We start from the raw sequence: 16,433 nt of genomic DNA, 5'->3' as shown, positions 1-16,433 counted from the left end.
GGACGCCTGATGCAGGCGTTACAGCATGCCCCGGAACGCCCTGTGCCGCCAAGCCGTGCGCGTCGGTATCGGCTGCTATGCTGGTTTGACCGTGTTGCATTGACGCCGAGCGCCAGTCAAGAGAGAGCCCGTCATGTCCCAGTTGCCATCCTTGAGCCAGTTACGCGACCGCGAAGCCTTCCTGCGTCGCCATTTGGGCCCCGACGCCGCCGAACAGCAGGCGATGCTCGACAGCCTCGGCCTCGGCAGCCGGGTCGAACTGATCGAACAGACGGTGCCGCCGGGCATTCGCCTGAACCGGGCGCTGGACCTGCCGCCGGCCCTCGACGAACAGGCGGCGCTCGCCAAATTGCGCGGCTATGCCGAACAGAATCAGGTGTGGACCAGCCTGATCGGCATGGGCTACCACGGCACGCTCACTCCGACGGTCATCCTGCGCAACGTGCTGGAAAATCCCGGCTGGTACACCGCGTACACCCCGTATCAACCGGAGATCGCCCAAGGCCGTCTCGAAGCACTGCTGAATTTCCAGCAACTGACCATCGACCTCACCGGCCTTGAACTGGCCAACGCCTCGTTGCTCGACGAAGCCACCGCCGCCGCGGAAGCCATGGCGCTGGCCAAACGTGTGGCGAAGTCGAAGAGCAATCTGTTTTTCGTCGACGAAAACTGCCATCCGCAGACCCTTTCCGTGGTGCGGACCCGCGCGGAAGGTTTCGGTTTTGAGCTGATCATCGACGCTGTGGACAACTTGAAGCAGCATCAAGTGTTCGGCGCACTGCTGCAGTATCCCGACACCCACGGCGAGATCCGTGATCTGCGTCCGGTCATCGATCAGTTGCACGCGCAGCAGGCGCTGGCCTGTGTGGCGACGGACCTGCTGAGCCTGTTGTTGCTGACGCCGCCAGGGGAGCTGGGTGCGGACGTGGTGTTCGGCTCGTCCCAGCGCTTTGGCGTACCGATGGGCTACGGCGGCCCGCACGCGGCGTTCTTTGCCAGCCGCGACGAATACAAACGAGCGATCCCTGGGCGGATCATCGGCGTGTCGAAAGACGCGCGCGGCAACGTCGCGTTGCGCATGGCCCTGCAAACCCGCGAGCAACACATCCGCCGGGAGAAGGCCAACTCGAACATCTGCACCGCGCAGGTGCTGTTGGCGAATATCGCCAGTTTCTACGCGGTATATCACGGCCCGGAAGGTTTGAAACGGATCGCCCAGCGGGTGCACCGGATGACCTGCATTCTGGCGGCAGGCCTTGAGCGCCATGGCCTTCAGCGGGTTAACCAGCAGTTTTTCGACACCCTGACCCTCGACGTCGGCGGCGCGCAGAGCGCGATCATCGACAGCGCCAAGGCCGCGCAGATCAACCTGCGGATTCTTGGCCGTGGCAGAGTGGGCTTGAGCCTCGACGAGACGTGCGATGAACGCACGGTCGCCAAACTGTTCGATGTGCTGCTCGGCGCCGATCATGGGTTGAACATCGACGAATTGGATGCAGAAACGCTGGTTCCAGGCATTCCCGAGCACCTGCAGCGAAACACGCCGTACCTGCGCCATCCGGTGTTCAACGCGCATCACAGCGAAACCGAGATGCTGCGTTACCTCAAGCAATTGGAGAACAAGGACCTGGCGCTGAACCAGTCGATGATCCCGCTGGGCTCCTGCACCATGAAACTCAACGCCACCAGCGAAATGATCCCGATCACCTGGCCGCAGTTCGCCAACCTGCACCCGTTCGCGCCTCGGGAGCAGGCGGTCGGTTACACCTTGATGATCGAGGAACTGGAGCGCTGGTTGTGCGCGATCACCGGGTTCGATGCGATCTGCATGCAACCCAACTCCGGAGCCCAGGGCGAGTACGCCGGGCTGCTGGCGATTCGCAAATATCACGAGAGCCGGCAACAAGGCGCGCGGGACATTTGCCTGATTCCGTCCTCGGCCCACGGCACCAACCCGGCTTCGGCGCAGATGGCCGGGATGCGCGTGGTGATTGTCGAGTGCGACGAGGCCGGCAACGTCGATCTGGATGACCTGAAAGCCAAGGCCGCCGAGGCAGGGGACAAGTTGTCATGCCTGATGGCGACTTATCCATCGACCCACGGCGTTTACGAGGAGGGCATCGGCGAGATCTGCGAGGTTATCCACAAGCACGGCGGGCAGGTTTACATGGATGGCGCCAACCTCAATGCGCAGGTCGGATTGACGCGGCCAGCGGACATCGGCGCCGACGTGTCGCACATGAACCTGCACAAGACCTTTTGCATTCCCCATGGCGGCGGCGGGCCGGGCATGGGGCCGATCGGCATTCGTGCGCATCTGGCGCCGTTCGTTGCCAATCACCCGGTGGTGCCAATCGACGGCCCGTTGCCGCAGAACGGCGCCGTCAGTGCGGCACCCTGGGGCAGCGCGAGCATTTTGCCGATCAGCTGGATGTACATCGCCATGATGGGGCCGCAACTGGCGGATGCCAGCGAAGTGGCGATCCTTGCGGCGAACTACCTGGCCCAGCATTTATCCGGCGCATTCCCGGTGCTCTACACCGGGCGCAACGGGCGGGTGGCCCATGAATGCATTCTCGATCTGCGGCCGTTGAAGGCGCAGACCGGGATCAGCGAAGAGGACGTCGCCAAACGTCTGATGGACTACGGCTTCCACGCACCGACCATGTCATTCCCGGTGCCGGGGACGTTGATGGTCGAGCCGACCGAAAGCGAGTCCAAGGCCGAGCTGGACCGCTTCATCGGCGCCATGCTGAGCATCCGCGCAGAAATCACCGAAGTGCAGAACGGCAACTGGCCGGCGGAAGACAACCCGCTCAAGCGTGCACCGCATACCCTGGCGGACGTCACCGGGGTCTGGGAGCGGCCTTACAGCATTGAGCAGGGCATCACCCCGGATGCGCACACCAAGGCGCATAAATACTGGCCGGCGGTGAATCGGGTGGATAACGTTTATGGGGATCGCAATCTGTTCTGCGCCTGCGTCCCGGTGGACGAGTACCGCTGAAGAGCAAAAGATCGCAGCCTTCGGCAGCTCCTACAGGGATCAGTGTAGGAGCTGCCGAAGGCTGCGATCTTTTGATTTTTTTACTCGGATGCCACTGCGTTCTTCGCCAGAATCGCATTCGCCAGTTCCATGTCCGTGGCCTGCAGGCCCGGGTTGTCGGCGCGGACTTTCTGCATGGCTGCTTCCAGGTATGGCCCACGGATGCCGCCATCGCTGGCAACGAAGCTGCCGGCATCGTCCTGTGCGGCGACGATCAGCTTGTGATCCTTGAAGGTCAGGTAGGTCGAACCGGTGGTGGCGCCGGACGAAATGACGTTACGCCAAAAGCTGTCGGCCATCGCTGAACCAACGGGAAGGGACAGCAAGGCAAGGGTGGCGACAGCAAGTTTGAGACGCATGATGAGATGACTCCTGGGGGTTAACTACGGCGTTGGATTGCGATTTCCCCGATCCGGTTCCGTAGTGGCCTATTTCTGCTCGCTCTGCGGTGTCACCCGCAGCACTTCTTCAAGGGTAGTCAGCCCCGCCGCGACTTTCTGCGCACCCGACAGGCGCAGGCTGCGCATGCCTTCCTTGAAGGCTTGCCGGCGGATGGCGGTGAGGTCGGTGTCCGGCGTGATGAGGGCTTTGAGGCTGTCGCTCAGTTGCATGATTTCGTAGACCCCGGCGCGTCCGCGATAACCGGTGTCGCGACACTCCAGGCAGCCGATCGCCCGTTGCGCGTTGCCCGGCAGCGGCGCCTGCCAAGGGCGGGTCAGGGTTTGCCAGTCTTCTTCTTCCAGCGTCAGCGGCGCCTTGCAGTGCGGGCACAGGGTGCGCACCAGTCGCTGGGCCATGACCCCGAGCACGGTGGCCTTGATCAGGTAGTGCGGCACACCGAGTTCGAGCAACCGGCTGATCGCGCTGGGGGCGTCGTTGGTGTGCAGAGTCGACAGCACCAGATGTCCGGTGAGCGCGGCCTGGATCGCCATTTCGGCGGTCTCGAGATCGCGGATCTCGCCGATCATGATGATGTCCGGGTCCTGTCGCATCAGCGCGCGCACCCCGGCGGCGAAACTCAGGTCGATGTTGTGCTGCACCTGCATCTGGTTGAACGCCGGCTCGACCATTTCGATCGGGTCCTCGATGGTGCAGAGGTTGATCTCCGGCGTCGCCAGCTTCTTCAGCGTGGTGTACAGCGTGGTGGTCTTGCCTGAACCGGTCGGCCCGGTGACCAGAATGATGCCGTTGGGCTGGCGGGTCATGTCCTGCCAGCGGCGCAGGTCGTCGGCGGAAAAGCCGAGCTGATCGAAGTCCTTGAGCAGCACTTCCGGGTCGAAAATCCGCATGACCATTTTTTCGCCGAACGCGGTGGGCAGCGTTGACAGCCGCAGCTCCACCTCGCCGCCGTCCGGGGTCTTGGTCTTGACCCGGCCGTCCTGGGGTTTGCGCTTCTCGGCGACGTTCATCCGGCCGAGGCTTTTCAGGCGGCTGACAATCGCCATCGTCACCTGCGGCGGAAACTGATAGACGTTGTGCAGCACGCCGTCGATGCGAAAACGCACGGTGCCCTGTTCGCGGCGCGGTTCGATGTGGATATCGCTGGCGCGCTGCTGGAAGGCGTACTGGAACAGCCAGTCGACGATGTTGACGATGTGCGCATCGTTGGCGTCCGGCTCCTGATCGCTGGCGCCGAGGTTGAGCAGTTGTTCGAAGTTGCCGAGGTTGCCGCTTTGCTGATCGGCGCTGTTGGCGCCGCTGACCGATTTGGCGAGGCGGAAGAACTCGACGCTGAAACGCTGGATGTCCACCGGATTGGCGACGACCCGTTTGATCGGCAGCTTCAGCACATGGGTCAGGTCGGCCTCCCAAGCGGTGACATAGGGCTGGGCGCTGGCCACGACCACCGCGTCGCGGTCGACCGCCACCGCGAGAATCTTGTGGCGCTGGGCAAAGGCGTAGGACATCAGCGGAGTGATCGCCGCGACGTTGATCTTCAATGGATCGATGCGCAGATACGGCTGGCCGGCCTGCTGCGCCAGCCACAGGGTCAGGCTCTCCAGGTCCAGGTGTTTGCCCGGGCGGCTGAGGTCGTCCAGTTGCTGGCTGGCGATGAACTCCAGCGGATGCTGCTGGCCTTGGGTCGCGTGGCGGCGCCGGGCGTTGAGCGCCTGCTCCGCCGAGTCCTGGCTGATGAAGCCCTGGGCGACCAGCTCACGCAACACATCGTTGAGATCCAGCCAGCGGTCCTGAGTGGCGAGTTGAACGGACATGCGGGCTCCTTTTGAACGACTGTTCGCAAAGGATAGTCGTGGCCCCGCAGACCGTTGGGCCACTACCCGACAAAGCCGTTGCCGGATTTGTCAGCCAGCCGCTTGCGCGGGCGCATCCCACGCCGCGTCGGCATTTTGCAGATGTACCGAGCACACGCTGATCAGGTTACGAAGTTTTTCTGCGATCACCTGGGCGCGATGCCAGCTCAGGCCACCCATGACCATGTCGATCGACAGCAGGTCGTCGAGCCGCTGCACGCTGACCTGCTCCGGCGTGAGGAACTGCAGGGCAAACAGGTTCAACACGCGCACCAACAGATCCGGTTCCGCCTCGGCAAGAATCTGATACTGCGCCAGGCAATGGGCGTTGTTGACGTTCCAGACGTCGGCGCGGGTCGGGGTGCTGTTCACGGCTTCAAGGTGTGGCATGGCGAGTCTCCAAAATCACTGGAGAAATTTTTACATTCGTCGCCGGGCATTTCTTGGCTAAGATCAGTGTTATTGGCGAGTGATCGACCAGATCAATTCGCACTATCTTATATTTGAGGTTTTTCTATGCACAGCGAGCTGGACGCCTACGACCGCAAGATCCTCGCCCTGCTGCAAGAGGACGCTTCGCTGTCCAGCGCGCAGATCGCCGAGCAGGTGGGTTTGTCGCAATCGCCGTGCTGGCGGCGGATTCAGCGGATGAAGGAGGAGGGGATCATTCGTGGCCAGGTGACCTTGCTCGATCGCAAGAAGATCGGCCTGAACACGCAGATCTTCGCCGAGATCAAACTCAACGCCCATGGGCGTTCGAACTTCACCGAATTCACCGAGGCGATTCGCGGCTTTCCGGAAGTGCTGGAGTGTTATGTGTTGATGGGCGCGGTGGACTTTCTGTTGCGCATTGTCGCGGCGGACATCGAGGCGTATGAGCGATTCTTCTTCGAGAAGCTGTCGCTGGTGCCGGGGATTCAGGAAGTGAACTCGATTGTGGCACTTTCCGAAATCAAGTCCACAACCAGCCTCCCGGTCTAGCGCGGATGGCCTTTGTGGCGAGGGAGCTTGCTCCCGCTGGGCTGCGAAGCGGCCCCCAAATCTGCAATTGCAGGAGTTGGGAGTCCTTCGGCCTCCAGCGGGAGCAAGCTCCCTCGCCACAGTGTTCAGGTATTACTGAGCATTACATGCGCAGCAGCATTTTCCAGGCACGGTTCTGGTAAACCGCAATTGCCTGCTGCTTGCGGGCATCAAGCAGTTCGTCAGTGATTGTCGGCTCGTTGGCCAGTTGCGCCAGTTTGTTCAGCTCGCCGTACAGGCGATCCATTTCCGGGATTTCCAGCACGTTACGCGCGTGGTGCAGCCAGACCTGGATGCGTTCGATGCGCGGCAGTTGCTCGGCCAGATCTTCCGGCTGCTGCTGATAGCGCTGCAATTGCAGGGACGTGGCTTCTTCGCCCAGCAGACGTGGCAACCAGCTGTGCAACTGCGCGGCGCCCTGGCGATTGCCACGGGTGTTGCGCTCGGCGGTCCAGGCGCGGGCCAACAGCCAGCGCGACGCGGTCAGCGAGAACAGGCCCCAGCGCGGGTCTTCCAGTTCTTCGAGGAATTGCTCCGGCGCCGCCTTGCGTACGTCTTCGTCTTCGATGCCGACCTGCACCAGCGGGCGCCAGTCTTCAAGCAGTGCATCCAGCGCCACGCGCAAATCGTGCGTCGCCGGACGCGGTGCGGCCTGACCGAGGCTGCTGAGCAGGGCGCGCATTTCCGCGAGGTTTTCAACCCAGTCCAGCAGCAGGCGCCAGTGGCCGTTGAAACGGTACTGTTCAGCCAGACGCTGACTGCTGCCAAGCAGATGCCAGCCGAGCGCGGCGAAGGCGTCGTCGAGTTGGGTTTCCGGAGTCAGTTGCGGCGCTGGCAGGCTCAGCGAGTAGCTGTTGGCGTCGTACAGACGGTAGCCGCGTTCGGCCTTGCTGATGTCGCACGGCATCAGTGCCAGGGTTTCGGCCAGTTCGGCGGCCAGTTCCAGCAGCGCGGCCGGCTCGCCTTCGCGCAGTTCCAGTTCCAGTTCGCAGATTTCTTCTTTCTGTTTGCCGACCACCACGTGACCGAGGTCCAGTGCGGCTTCGATCACCACTTTGGCCTTGCCGCGACCCCAGGCGATTTCCGCGCGCTCGCGGACGAAATCGGTGGTGAAGATCGGCTTCAGGGTTTTCTTGTCCAGCTCGGCCAGCGACTCGGGCCAGCATTCGCCGTCGAGTTTCTTCACGTCGAGCTTGGCTTTGGGCAATTTCCAGTCGTACTCGTTACGCTCGGACAGACCGGCAACGCTCTGACCGCGGGTCTTGAGGGTCTGAATCACTTCGTCACCGTCCTTGCGCAGGCGCAGGGCGACTTTGGCCTGGGCCAGATCGCGCTCTGGGGTGTCGAAGTACTGGTTCATCAACTCACGGCGTTCCCAGCCATTTTTGTTGCGTTTTTTCAGTAACGGGTGCTCGCGCAGGGCCGCGAGGGTTTCGCGGCTGACGCGGAGTTTGATTTCGGTTTCTTTTTGCATGGCCGGAAAATCCAGGATCGGGAGCGCAGCCGGGGGAATGTGTGGCTGCCAAGGCCGTGCAGTGTACAGGACTGATCCGTCCTACGCCCTGCGGCGGTTTATTCCTGGCGCCGGATGGCTCTATGATGGACTTCAAATCGGGAGTTGGAGTCAGCGATGCCTTTGCCGTCCATGCAAGACCAGTTCGCTGCACTGATCGCCGCACCGTCGGTCAGTTGCACCCAACCGAGCCTGGATCAATCCAACCGGGCGGTGATCGATTTGCTCGCCGGATGGCTCGGTGACCTGGGTTTCAGTTGCGACATCCAGCAGGTCAGCCCCGGGAAATTCAACCTGCTCGCCAGTTTTGGCAGCGGCCCCGGCGGCCTGGTGCTGGCCGGGCACAGCGACACAGTGCCGTATGACGATGCCCTGTGGCAGACCGATCCGCTGAAACTCACTGAAGTCGATGGCCGCTGGGTCGGCTTGGGCAGCTGCGACATGAAGGGTTTTTTCGCCCTGATCATCGAGGCCGTGCAGCCGCTGCTCGATCAACCGTTCAAGCAACCTTTGTTGATCCTCGCCACCTGCGATGAAGAAAGCTCGATGTCCGGTGCCCGGGCGCTGGCCGAGGCCGGGCGTCCCATCGGGCGAGCGGCAGTGATCGGCGAGCCAACCGGGCTCAAGCCGATCCGCATGCACAAAGGCATCATGATGGAACGCATCGACATCCTCGGGCAGAGCGGCCACTCGTCGGATCCGCGCCTGGGGCACAGCGCTCTTGAGGCGATGCACGATGCCATCGGCGAGCTGCGTGGTTTGCGCCTGCTGTGGCAGCGCGAATTCAACAACCCGCAGTTCAGCGTGCCGCAGCCGACGATGAATTTCGGCTGTATTCATGGTGGCGACAACCCGAATCGGATCTGCGGCCAGTGTTCGCTGGAGTTCGACCTGCGTCCGTTGCCGGGCATGGACCCGAAAGTCCTGCGTGCGGAGATTCTGCGCAAGCTCAACCCGGTGGCCGAGCGGCATCAGGTGAAGATCGATTACAAGCCGTTGTTCCCGGAAGTGCCGCCATTCGAGCAGGCCGAAGACGCCGAATTGGTGCGCATCGCCGAAAAGCTCACCGGTCACAGCGCCGAAGCAGTAGCGTTTGGCACCGAAGCGCCTTATCTTCAGCGCCTTGGCTGCGAGACCATCGTGCTCGGCCCCGGCGACATCGCCTGTGCGCATCAGCCCGGTGAATACCTTGAAATGTCACGTTTGCAGCCTACCGTGCAGGTATTACGGCAGTTGATTGAACATTACTGCCTCACGACTGACGAACGATGATGCCCCCTTTGTAGGAGTGAGCCTGCTCGCGATAGCGGTGAACCAGTCACCGAAGATATTGACTGACACTGCGCTATCGCGAGCAGGCTCACTCCTACAAGGGACTGTGTTTTGCCTGACCAAACGCTGTAAATTGCCAGCACCCCAACCCGTATTCATGAGGAGAGCGCGCGTGTCGCCAAGCCTGTTCCGACGATAACCATCAGCCCGCTGTGCGTTTTCCGTTTCGCCCTTTTTTCCGGCTGCTATTTATTACAGGCCCAGGTTCATGCCCGAATACGTCAACTGGCTTCGCCATGCGTCCCCTTACATCAATGCTCACCGCGATTGCACCTTCGTCGTCATGCTGCCCGGCGACGGCGTTGAGCATCCGAACTTTGGCAATATCGTCCACGATCTGGTGCTGCTGCACAGCCTCGGCGTGCGTCTGGTGCTGGTCCATGGTTCGCGTCCGCAGATTGAAACCCGTCTCGCCGCCCGCGGCCTGACCCCGCACTACCACCACGGCATGCGCATCACCGACGCGGCGACACTGGAGTGCGTGATCGACGCGGTCGGTCAATTGCGCATCGCGATCGAAGCACGCCTGTCGATGGACATGGCTTCATCGCCGATGCAGGGCTCGCGCTTGCGGGTGGCCAGCGGCAACCTCGTGACCGCGCGGCCGATCGGCGTGCTGGAAGGCGTCGACTATCACCACACCGGCGAAGTGCGCCGGGTCGACCGCAAAGGCATCAATCGCCTGCTCGACGAGCGCTCCATCGTGCTGCTGTCGCCGCTGGGCTATTCGCCGACCGGGGAAATCTTCAACCTCGCCTGCGAAGACGTCGCCACCCGCGCCGCCATCGACCTGGGCGCAGACAAACTGCTGCTGTTCGGCGCCGACCTCGGTCTGATTGACGAGAACGGCAAACTGGTGCGCGAACTGCGCCCACAACAAGTACCGGCGCATTTGCAGCGTCTGGGCAGCAGCAACTATCAAGCGGAACTGCTGGATGCCGCTGCCGAGGCTTGCCGTGGCGGTGTTGCGCGCAGTCATATCGTCAGTTACGCCGAAGACGGCGCGTTGCTGACTGAGCTGTTCACCCGGGATGGTGGCGGTACGCTGGTGGCTCAGGAGCAATTCGAGCTGGTGCGCGAGGCGGCGATTGAAGACGTCGGTGGCTTGCTCGACCTGATCAGTCCGCTGGAAGAGCAGGGGATTCTGGTGCGTCGCTCGCGTGAAGTGCTGGAGCGCGAGATCGAGCAGTTCAGCGTGGTCGAGCGTGAAGGCATGATCATCGCCTGTGCGGCGCTGTATCAGATTGCCGATTCGGATGCCGGGGAGCTGGCGTGTCTGGCGGTGAACCCGGAGTATCGCCACGGCGGTCGCGGCGATGAACTGCTGGAGCGCATCGAGACTCGTGCGCGGGCACAAGGGCTGAAAACCCTGTTCGTTCTCACCACCCGCACCGCGCACTGGTTCCGCGAGCGCGGCTTCGAACCGAGCAGCGTCGAGCGCCTGCCGGCGGCAAGGGCCTCGCTGTACAACTATCAACGCAACTCGAAGATCTTCGAAAAAACCCTCTGAAGATTAGCGAGGGACTTTTTGTGGCGAGGGAGCTTGCTCCCGCTGGAGGCCGAAGGACTCCCAATTCCGGCAAACACCGGTTTAGGGCCGCTTCGCAGCCCAGCGGGAGCAAGCTCCCTCGCCACATCTGGATCTTTATTCAGTGATGAATTTCGCGCTGACGTACGGCGAATAGTCCGGCAACACCGTCTCAACCTTGCCCTGTTCCTTCAAAAACTTCGCCGTCTCACCAATCGCCTTGGCCGTGCCGCCGTCCAGCAGCGCGGTGGTTTGCTGTGCCTTGGCATCCGGGAAGGCCGAACCGGCCAGCAGCTCCGGTACGTCGGCGGCATTGGCACCGGTCAATTTGGCGATTTTCTGCACCGGCGCCGAGTCGGCCGTCCAGCTGTCTATATGGCTGGCGTAATCGGCAAACGCGTCTAGCGTGACCTTGGCAAATTTGGCCACCACTTCAGGGTGCTTCTCGGCATAGTCTTTACGGGCGACCCAGACTTCGAAGGTTGGCGCGCCCCACTGGCCGACTTGTGCGGCGTCGGTCAGGGTCTTGCCAGTCTTGCGGATTTCGCCGAGCGCCGGCGACCAGACAAATGCACCGTCGATGTCGCCGCGCTTCCACGCCGCCGCGATTTCCGCAGGCTGCAGGTTCACCACTTTGACTTTGCTGGTGTCCAGGCCCCAGTGCTTGAGTGCGCCGAGCAGACTGTAGTGGGAAGTCGAAACGAAGGGCGTGGCAATGGTCTTGCCGACCAGATCCTGCGGGGTATTGATGCCGCTGCCATTGCGCACCACCAAGGCTTCGGCGGCATTGATCTGTGCCGAAACAATGAATGCCACAATCGGCAGATTGCGCGAAGCGGCTGCTGCCAAAGGGCTGGAGCCGAGATTGCCGATCTGCACATCGCCCGATGCGATGGCTGTCACAACTTCCGGGCCGCTGTTGAAGCGACGCCAGTCGATTTTCTCGCCAATGGTCTTCTCGTAGACGCCGTCGGCCTGAGGCACTTTGCTCGGGTCGATACCGGTTTGATAGCCGACGGTGAGGTTGGCGGCATGGGCGGAAAAAGAAATCAGTGCTGATACACAAACTGTAACAAATTGACTAGATAGTGCGCGTTTGGCCATCATGGCGTCGCCTTTTCGATAGGGTTTGACGAATCGGGGTTGCGCCAAAGCTAATCGATATAAAAAAAGGCTAACAAATACCATTTAGGAATGAGCTTAGTCGCCGATACGCTGTTTCCCGGCGGAGGTGGCACGATACTGGCCATATTCCGAAATGGTATGAAAAAGAATGAATAAATTCTTTTTGGGTTTATCAGGAAATCTTTACTCTGCACGGACCAAATCACTGCGATTAGACCTTGGTCGTAGACACACAAGGTTACGATTGACTTGTCAGTCACGGTCTGGCGCTAATCGCGCATCTTAGGATCCAGGGCATCAGACCCCGGGCCAGGAACACAAGAATTAGAAACGAGAGGAGCTTTACATGAACAAGTCCACCTTGGCCCTGGCTGTGGCCGTAGGGGTTTTGGCGCAGCAGGCAGGCGCCGCCGGTTTCATCGAAGACAGCAAAGCTACTTTGGGGCTGCGTAACTTCTACATCAATACTGATAACCGTGACTCCGGCACCAAAGCAGCCGGCGCGCAGAACAAAAACGAAGAATGGGGCCAAGGCTTCGATCTGCGTTTCATCTCCGGTTACACCCAAGGTACCGTCGGCTTCGGTATCGACGCCATCGGCCTGCTGGGCGTGCGTCTGGATTCGGGTGGCGGCACCAACGGTGCAACCTCGACTTCCTACGGTGGCACTGTGTTCCCGAGCAAGTCCAACGGCGAAGCTGTTGATAACTTCTCGAGCCTGGGCCTGACCGCCAAGGCCAAGATCTCCCAGACCGAACTGAAGCTGGGTACCCTGCAGCCGAAGAACCCGGTCATCGTGACCAACGATGGTCGTCTGCTGCCACAAACCTGGCAGGGTGGCCAAATCACTTCCGGCGAGATCAAGGACCTGACCCTGGTCGCTGGTCAGATCGAAGCAGTGAAAGGTCGTAACTCCAGCAACAACGAGAACCTGTCCGTTGGTGGTGCGAACGCTCGTGTTGCCAACAGCAACAAGTTCTACTACGCCGGTGGTGACTACAAAATCACCAAGGACCTGACTGCCCAGTACTACTACGGCAACCTGGAAGACTTCTACAAGCAACACTTCCTGGGTCTGGTCCACAACTGGGCAATCGGCCCGGGCGTGCTGAAGTCTGACTTCCGCTACTTCCACAGCAGCGACGACGGCGCCAATGGCAACACCGCAGCCTACTTCGGTAACGGTAACTACGTCGGCAACATCAGCGGCAAAGGCCCGATCGACAACAATCTGTACAGCGGCCTGTTCCTGTACACCGTTGAAGGCCACACCTTCGGTGGCGGCTACCAGGTTTCCAACGGCAGCTCCGACTTCCCTTGGCTGAACCAAGGCGACGGTTCGTCGAACTACACCATCACCGACATGCAGATCCAGAAGTTCGGTCGTGCCGGCGAGAAAACCTGGCAGGCGCGCTACTCGTATGACTTCGCCAAAGTCGGCCTGCCTGGCCTGACCGCCGGTGTGGTCTACCTGCGTGGCGACGACATCGACACCGTCGGCTCCAACCGTCGTGAAAACGGCACTGGCGCTTCCGAGTGGGAACGCGACCTGACCGTCGGTTACGTGATTCCTGAAGGCCCGGCGAAAAACCTGGGCTTCATGTGGAAAAACGCTACCTGGCGCAATGACGTACCAGGTCAGCGCGACCAGGACGAAAACCGCCTGATCGTCAGCTACTCGATCCCGCTGCTGTAATAGCGCGCTCAAGCTGCTGATGTAAAAAAGCCCCGTCCGGCACCGTGCCGGACGGGGCTTTTGCATTTTCGAGTCAGGCTCACCCCCGTAAGCCCTTCCCGAAATTCCCCTCTTTTGCAGCTACTCAAGGCCTTCTCGAACCTTGAGGGCGATGTTCGTCGCGATGCCGGCGAGCGTCCAGTGAACGATGTTTAATATTCCTTTAGATTCTAGATATCTATTTATTTATTCTTTTTCATGATGGCGAATCACGAGCTACAGTTGAGTTCTCCAACAACTCATCAGGAGCAGCACCATGAGCCTCAGACTCGGCGACATCGCCCCCGACTTCGAACAGGATTCCAGCGCCGGCAAGATTCGTTTCCACGAGTGGTTGGGCGATAGCTGGGGCGTGCTGTTCTCGCACCCGGCGGACTTCACCCCGGTGTGCACCACCGAGCTGGGCTTCACCGCCAAGCTCAAGGATGAGTTCGCCAAGCGCGGCGTCAAAGCCATCGCCCTGTCGGTCGACCCGGTGGACTCGCACCACAAGTGGATCGAAGACATCAACGAAACCCAGAACACCATCGTCAATTTCCCGATCCTGGCCGATGCCGACCGCAAGGTGTCCGACCTCTATGACCTGATCCACCCGAACGCCAACGACACGCTGACCGTGCGTTCGCTGTTCGTGATCGATCCGAACAAGAAGATCCGCCTGACCATCACCTACCCGGCGAGCACCGGGCGCAACTTCCACGAGATCCTGCGGGTAATCGATTCGCTGCAACTCACCGACAACTACAAAGTGGCGACCCCGGCCAACTGGCAGGACGGTGAGGAGGTGGTGATCGTGCCGTCGCTCAAGGATGAAGACGAGATCAAGAAACGCTTTCCCAAAGGCTATCGCGCGGTGAAACCGTACCTGCGCCTGACCCCGCAGCCGAATAAATGAATCAGTGAGATTTGCGGTGTAGCCACCACCGTCATCGCGAGCAGGCTCGCTCCTACATTTGAAATGCATTCCTCTGTAGGAGTGAGCCTGCTCGCGATGGCGGCAGTCCCTTCAACACAGAACCACAAAGCAGGGGATTTCCGGCCGTTACGACGGCCTTTTTTTTCGGCTGGAAAATGACAGATCGCATATTCGTAAAACGAATAACCAAATGAATAAATATGATTTATGGATATATAAGTCAGCTGGTAAGGTCACTCCCATCGAAGCGAGATCGCAACCTGCGAATCGCCTGTAAAGCGCAAGGAATCGTCTGAATGCTGGTCGTCTCACTTGGTGGCAGTCCCAGCCAACGCTCCCGCTCAGGAGTGTTGCTGGAGCGCTCGCAACGCTGGTTGCAGGAGCAGGGGGTGGAAGTGGTGAGTTATCAGGTGCGGGACTTCCCGGCCGAAGACCTGCTCCACGCCCGCTTCGACAGCCCGAAGGTGCTCGACCTGCTGGCACAGATTGAAAACGCTGACGGTCTGCTGATCGCCACCCCGGTCTACAAGGCGTCGTTTTCCGGCGCGCTGAAGACCGTGCTGGACCTGCTGCCGGAACGCGCCCTGAATCACAAGATTGTTCTGCCGATGGCCACCGGCGGCAGCATCGCCCACATGCTGGTGGTCGATTACGCGCTCAAGCCAGTGCTGTCGGCATTGAAGGCCCAGGAAATGCTGCAAGGGATTTTTGCCGAAGACAGCCAGATCGCTTACGGCGAAGGCAGTGCCCAGGCGCAACTGGCACCGGCGCTGGAGCAGCGTCTGCATGAAGCGCTCGACCAGTTTGTCAGTGCCATGGCCCGCCGCCCGAAACCGCTGGAGCCGGGCCTGTTGAACGAACGTTTATTGAGTGCTCGCTGGAGCATTTAAGCCTCACCAGAACTTGATGTAACTCACCTTACTCAGCCGCTAACGGTTAAGCAGGTGCAGCCAAAACCCAACAGCAAAAAGGAGAGCGCTATGCGCACTGTATTTTTGCGTCGTGGTCTGGTCGCTCTGTTTGCTGCGGCTGTGTCCTTCGGCGCCATCACCCAGGCTCAGGCCGAGACCTTGCGTATCGGTTATCAGAAGTACGGCACGCTGGTGCTGCTCAAGGCCAAAGGCACGCTGGAAAAACGTCTGGCCGCCCAAGGCGTGGACGTGCAATGGACCGAGTTCCCCGGTGGCCCGCAACTGCTTGAAGGCCTGAACGTTGGCTCGATCGACTTCGGCGTCACCGGCGAAACCCCACCGGTGTTCGCCCAGGCCGCCGGCGCCGATCTGCTCTACGTCGCCTACGAACCGCCAGCGCCGAACAGCGAAGCGATCCTTGTGCCGAAAGACTCGCCGATCAAATCGGTGGCCGATCTCAAGGGCAAGAAGGTCGCCCTGAACAAAGGCTCCAACGTGCACTACCTGCTGGTGCGCGCACTGGAAGATGCCGGCCTCAAATACACCGACATCCAGACCGTATTCCTGCCGCCGGCCGATGCCCGCGCCGCGTTCGAACGTGGCAGCGTCGACGCCTGGGTCATCTGGGATCCGTACCAGGCCGCTGCCGAAAAACAATTGCAAGCGCACACCCTGCGTGACGGCAAAGGCATCGTCGACAACCACCAGTTCTACCTCGCGACCAAACCTTACGCGCAGAAAAATCCCGAGGTGATCAAGACCCTCGTCGAAGAAGTGCGCGCAGTCGGCGAGTGGTCCAAAGCCAACCCTGAAGACGTGACCCAACAGGTTGCGCCACTACTCGGTCTGCCGGCGGACATCACCCTGACCTCGGTGAAACGCCAGGGCTACGGCGCACTGTTCCTGACCCCGGAAGTGGTCGCCGCGCAGCAGAAAATCGCCGACACCTTCTACCAGCTCAAGCTGATTCCCAAGCCGTTGAGCATCAAGGATGTGATCTGGACACCACCAGCCGCTGTGGCTAAAGCGCAGTAATTCGAATCCCCAAGGAGACC

The 16,433-nt window shown here is 60.7% G+C and carries 13 protein-coding genes; 8 read left to right on the top strand and 5 right to left on the bottom strand.

From position 1 onward, the window contains the following. The first annotated feature begins 133 nt into the window (after positions 1–133). Positions 134–3,007, top strand: a complete 2,874-nt coding sequence (gene gcvP / locus HBN98_RS11140; protein WP_083367608.1) for an aminomethyl-transferring glycine dehydrogenase — start codon at positions 134–136, stop codon at positions 3,005–3,007. An 80-nt stretch (positions 3,008–3,087) separates the two neighbouring features. Here the strand turns inward: gcvP and HBN98_RS11135 are convergent, their stop codons facing one another. The 3 genes from HBN98_RS11135 to HBN98_RS11125 all read right to left on the bottom strand — a co-directional run bounded on the left by HBN98_RS11135 (position 3,088) and on the right by HBN98_RS11125 (position 5,688). Continuing rightward, a complete protein-coding gene (locus HBN98_RS11135; RefSeq protein ID WP_169843014.1) occupies positions 3,088–3,408 on the bottom strand; it encodes a DUF2388 domain-containing protein in 321 nt (106 codons plus the stop codon). 66 nt (positions 3,409–3,474) lie between these two features. After that, a complete protein-coding gene (gene tfpB / locus HBN98_RS11130; RefSeq protein WP_064589726.1) occupies positions 3,475–5,259 on the bottom strand; it encodes a type IV pilus assembly ATPase TfpB in 1,785 nt (594 codons plus the stop codon). Positions 5,260–5,349: 90 nt separating this feature from the next. After that, a complete protein-coding gene (locus HBN98_RS11125) occupies positions 5,350–5,688 on the bottom strand; it encodes a hypothetical protein (protein ID WP_064589725.1) in 339 nt (112 codons plus the stop codon). A gap of 126 nt (positions 5,689–5,814) precedes the next feature. Here HBN98_RS11125 and HBN98_RS11120 point away from each other — a divergent pair, with 126 nt between their 5' ends. After that, positions 5,815–6,279, top strand: a complete 465-nt coding sequence (locus HBN98_RS11120; RefSeq protein WP_064589724.1) for an Lrp/AsnC family transcriptional regulator — start codon at positions 5,815–5,817, stop codon at positions 6,277–6,279. Positions 6,280–6,421: 142 nt separating this feature from the next. Here HBN98_RS11120 and HBN98_RS11115 read toward each other — a convergent pair whose 3' ends face one another. Beyond that, positions 6,422–7,792, bottom strand: a complete 1,371-nt coding sequence (locus tag HBN98_RS11115) for a CYTH domain-containing protein (protein WP_083367610.1) — start codon at positions 7,790–7,792, stop codon at positions 6,422–6,424. A 156-nt stretch (positions 7,793–7,948) separates the two neighbouring features. On the opposite strand from HBN98_RS11115, the gene argE reads away from it, so the two are divergent. Together argE and argA are read left to right on the top strand one after the other, a co-directional pair. Beyond that, positions 7,949–9,103, top strand: coding sequence for an acetylornithine deacetylase (gene argE, locus HBN98_RS11110; protein WP_083367611.1), 1,155 nt, complete (start codon positions 7,949–7,951; stop codon positions 9,101–9,103). A gap of 268 nt (positions 9,104–9,371) precedes the next feature. Then, the gene (gene argA / locus HBN98_RS11105; protein ID WP_064589721.1) at positions 9,372–10,673 is read left to right on the top strand and encodes an amino-acid N-acetyltransferase; all 1,302 of its coding nucleotides are present in this window, start codon (positions 9,372–9,374) and stop codon (positions 10,671–10,673) included. 135 nt (positions 10,674–10,808) lie between these two features. Here argA and tauA read toward each other — a convergent pair whose 3' ends face one another. Next, complete coding sequence (gene tauA, locus HBN98_RS11100) at positions 10,809–11,798, bottom strand: taurine ABC transporter substrate-binding protein (RefSeq protein ID WP_083367612.1); 990 nt, start codon at positions 11,796–11,798, stop codon at positions 10,809–10,811. Positions 11,799–12,162: 364 nt separating this feature from the next. Between tauA and HBN98_RS11095 the strand changes: the two genes are divergently transcribed. The 4 genes from HBN98_RS11095 (at position 12,163) to HBN98_RS11080 (ending at position 16,413) form a co-directional block, all read left to right on the top strand. Continuing rightward, positions 12,163–13,512, top strand: coding sequence for an OprD family porin (locus tag HBN98_RS11095; RefSeq protein WP_083367613.1), 1,350 nt, complete (start codon positions 12,163–12,165; stop codon positions 13,510–13,512). 295 nt (positions 13,513–13,807) lie between these two features. Next, on the top strand, positions 13,808–14,446 hold the full coding sequence (locus tag HBN98_RS11090; RefSeq protein ID WP_064589718.1) for a peroxiredoxin: 639 nt from the start codon (positions 13,808–13,810) through the stop codon (positions 14,444–14,446). A gap of 317 nt (positions 14,447–14,763) precedes the next feature. After that, a complete protein-coding gene (gene ssuE / locus HBN98_RS11085) occupies positions 14,764–15,357 on the top strand; it encodes an NADPH-dependent FMN reductase (protein WP_027610508.1) in 594 nt (197 codons plus the stop codon). Positions 15,358–15,447: 90 nt separating this feature from the next. Next, positions 15,448–16,413: a sulfonate ABC transporter substrate-binding protein gene (locus HBN98_RS11080; RefSeq protein WP_083367614.1), complete on the top strand. Its 966-nt coding sequence runs from the start codon at positions 15,448–15,450 to the stop codon at positions 16,411–16,413. Positions 16,414–16,433 lie beyond the last annotated feature (20 nt).

Source organism: Pseudomonas koreensis, from assembly GCF_012986595.1.
Taxonomy (GTDB): domain Bacteria; phylum Pseudomonadota; class Gammaproteobacteria; order Pseudomonadales; family Pseudomonadaceae; genus Aquipseudomonas; species Aquipseudomonas koreensis.
This window is presented reverse-complemented; position numbering and strand designations above follow the sequence as displayed.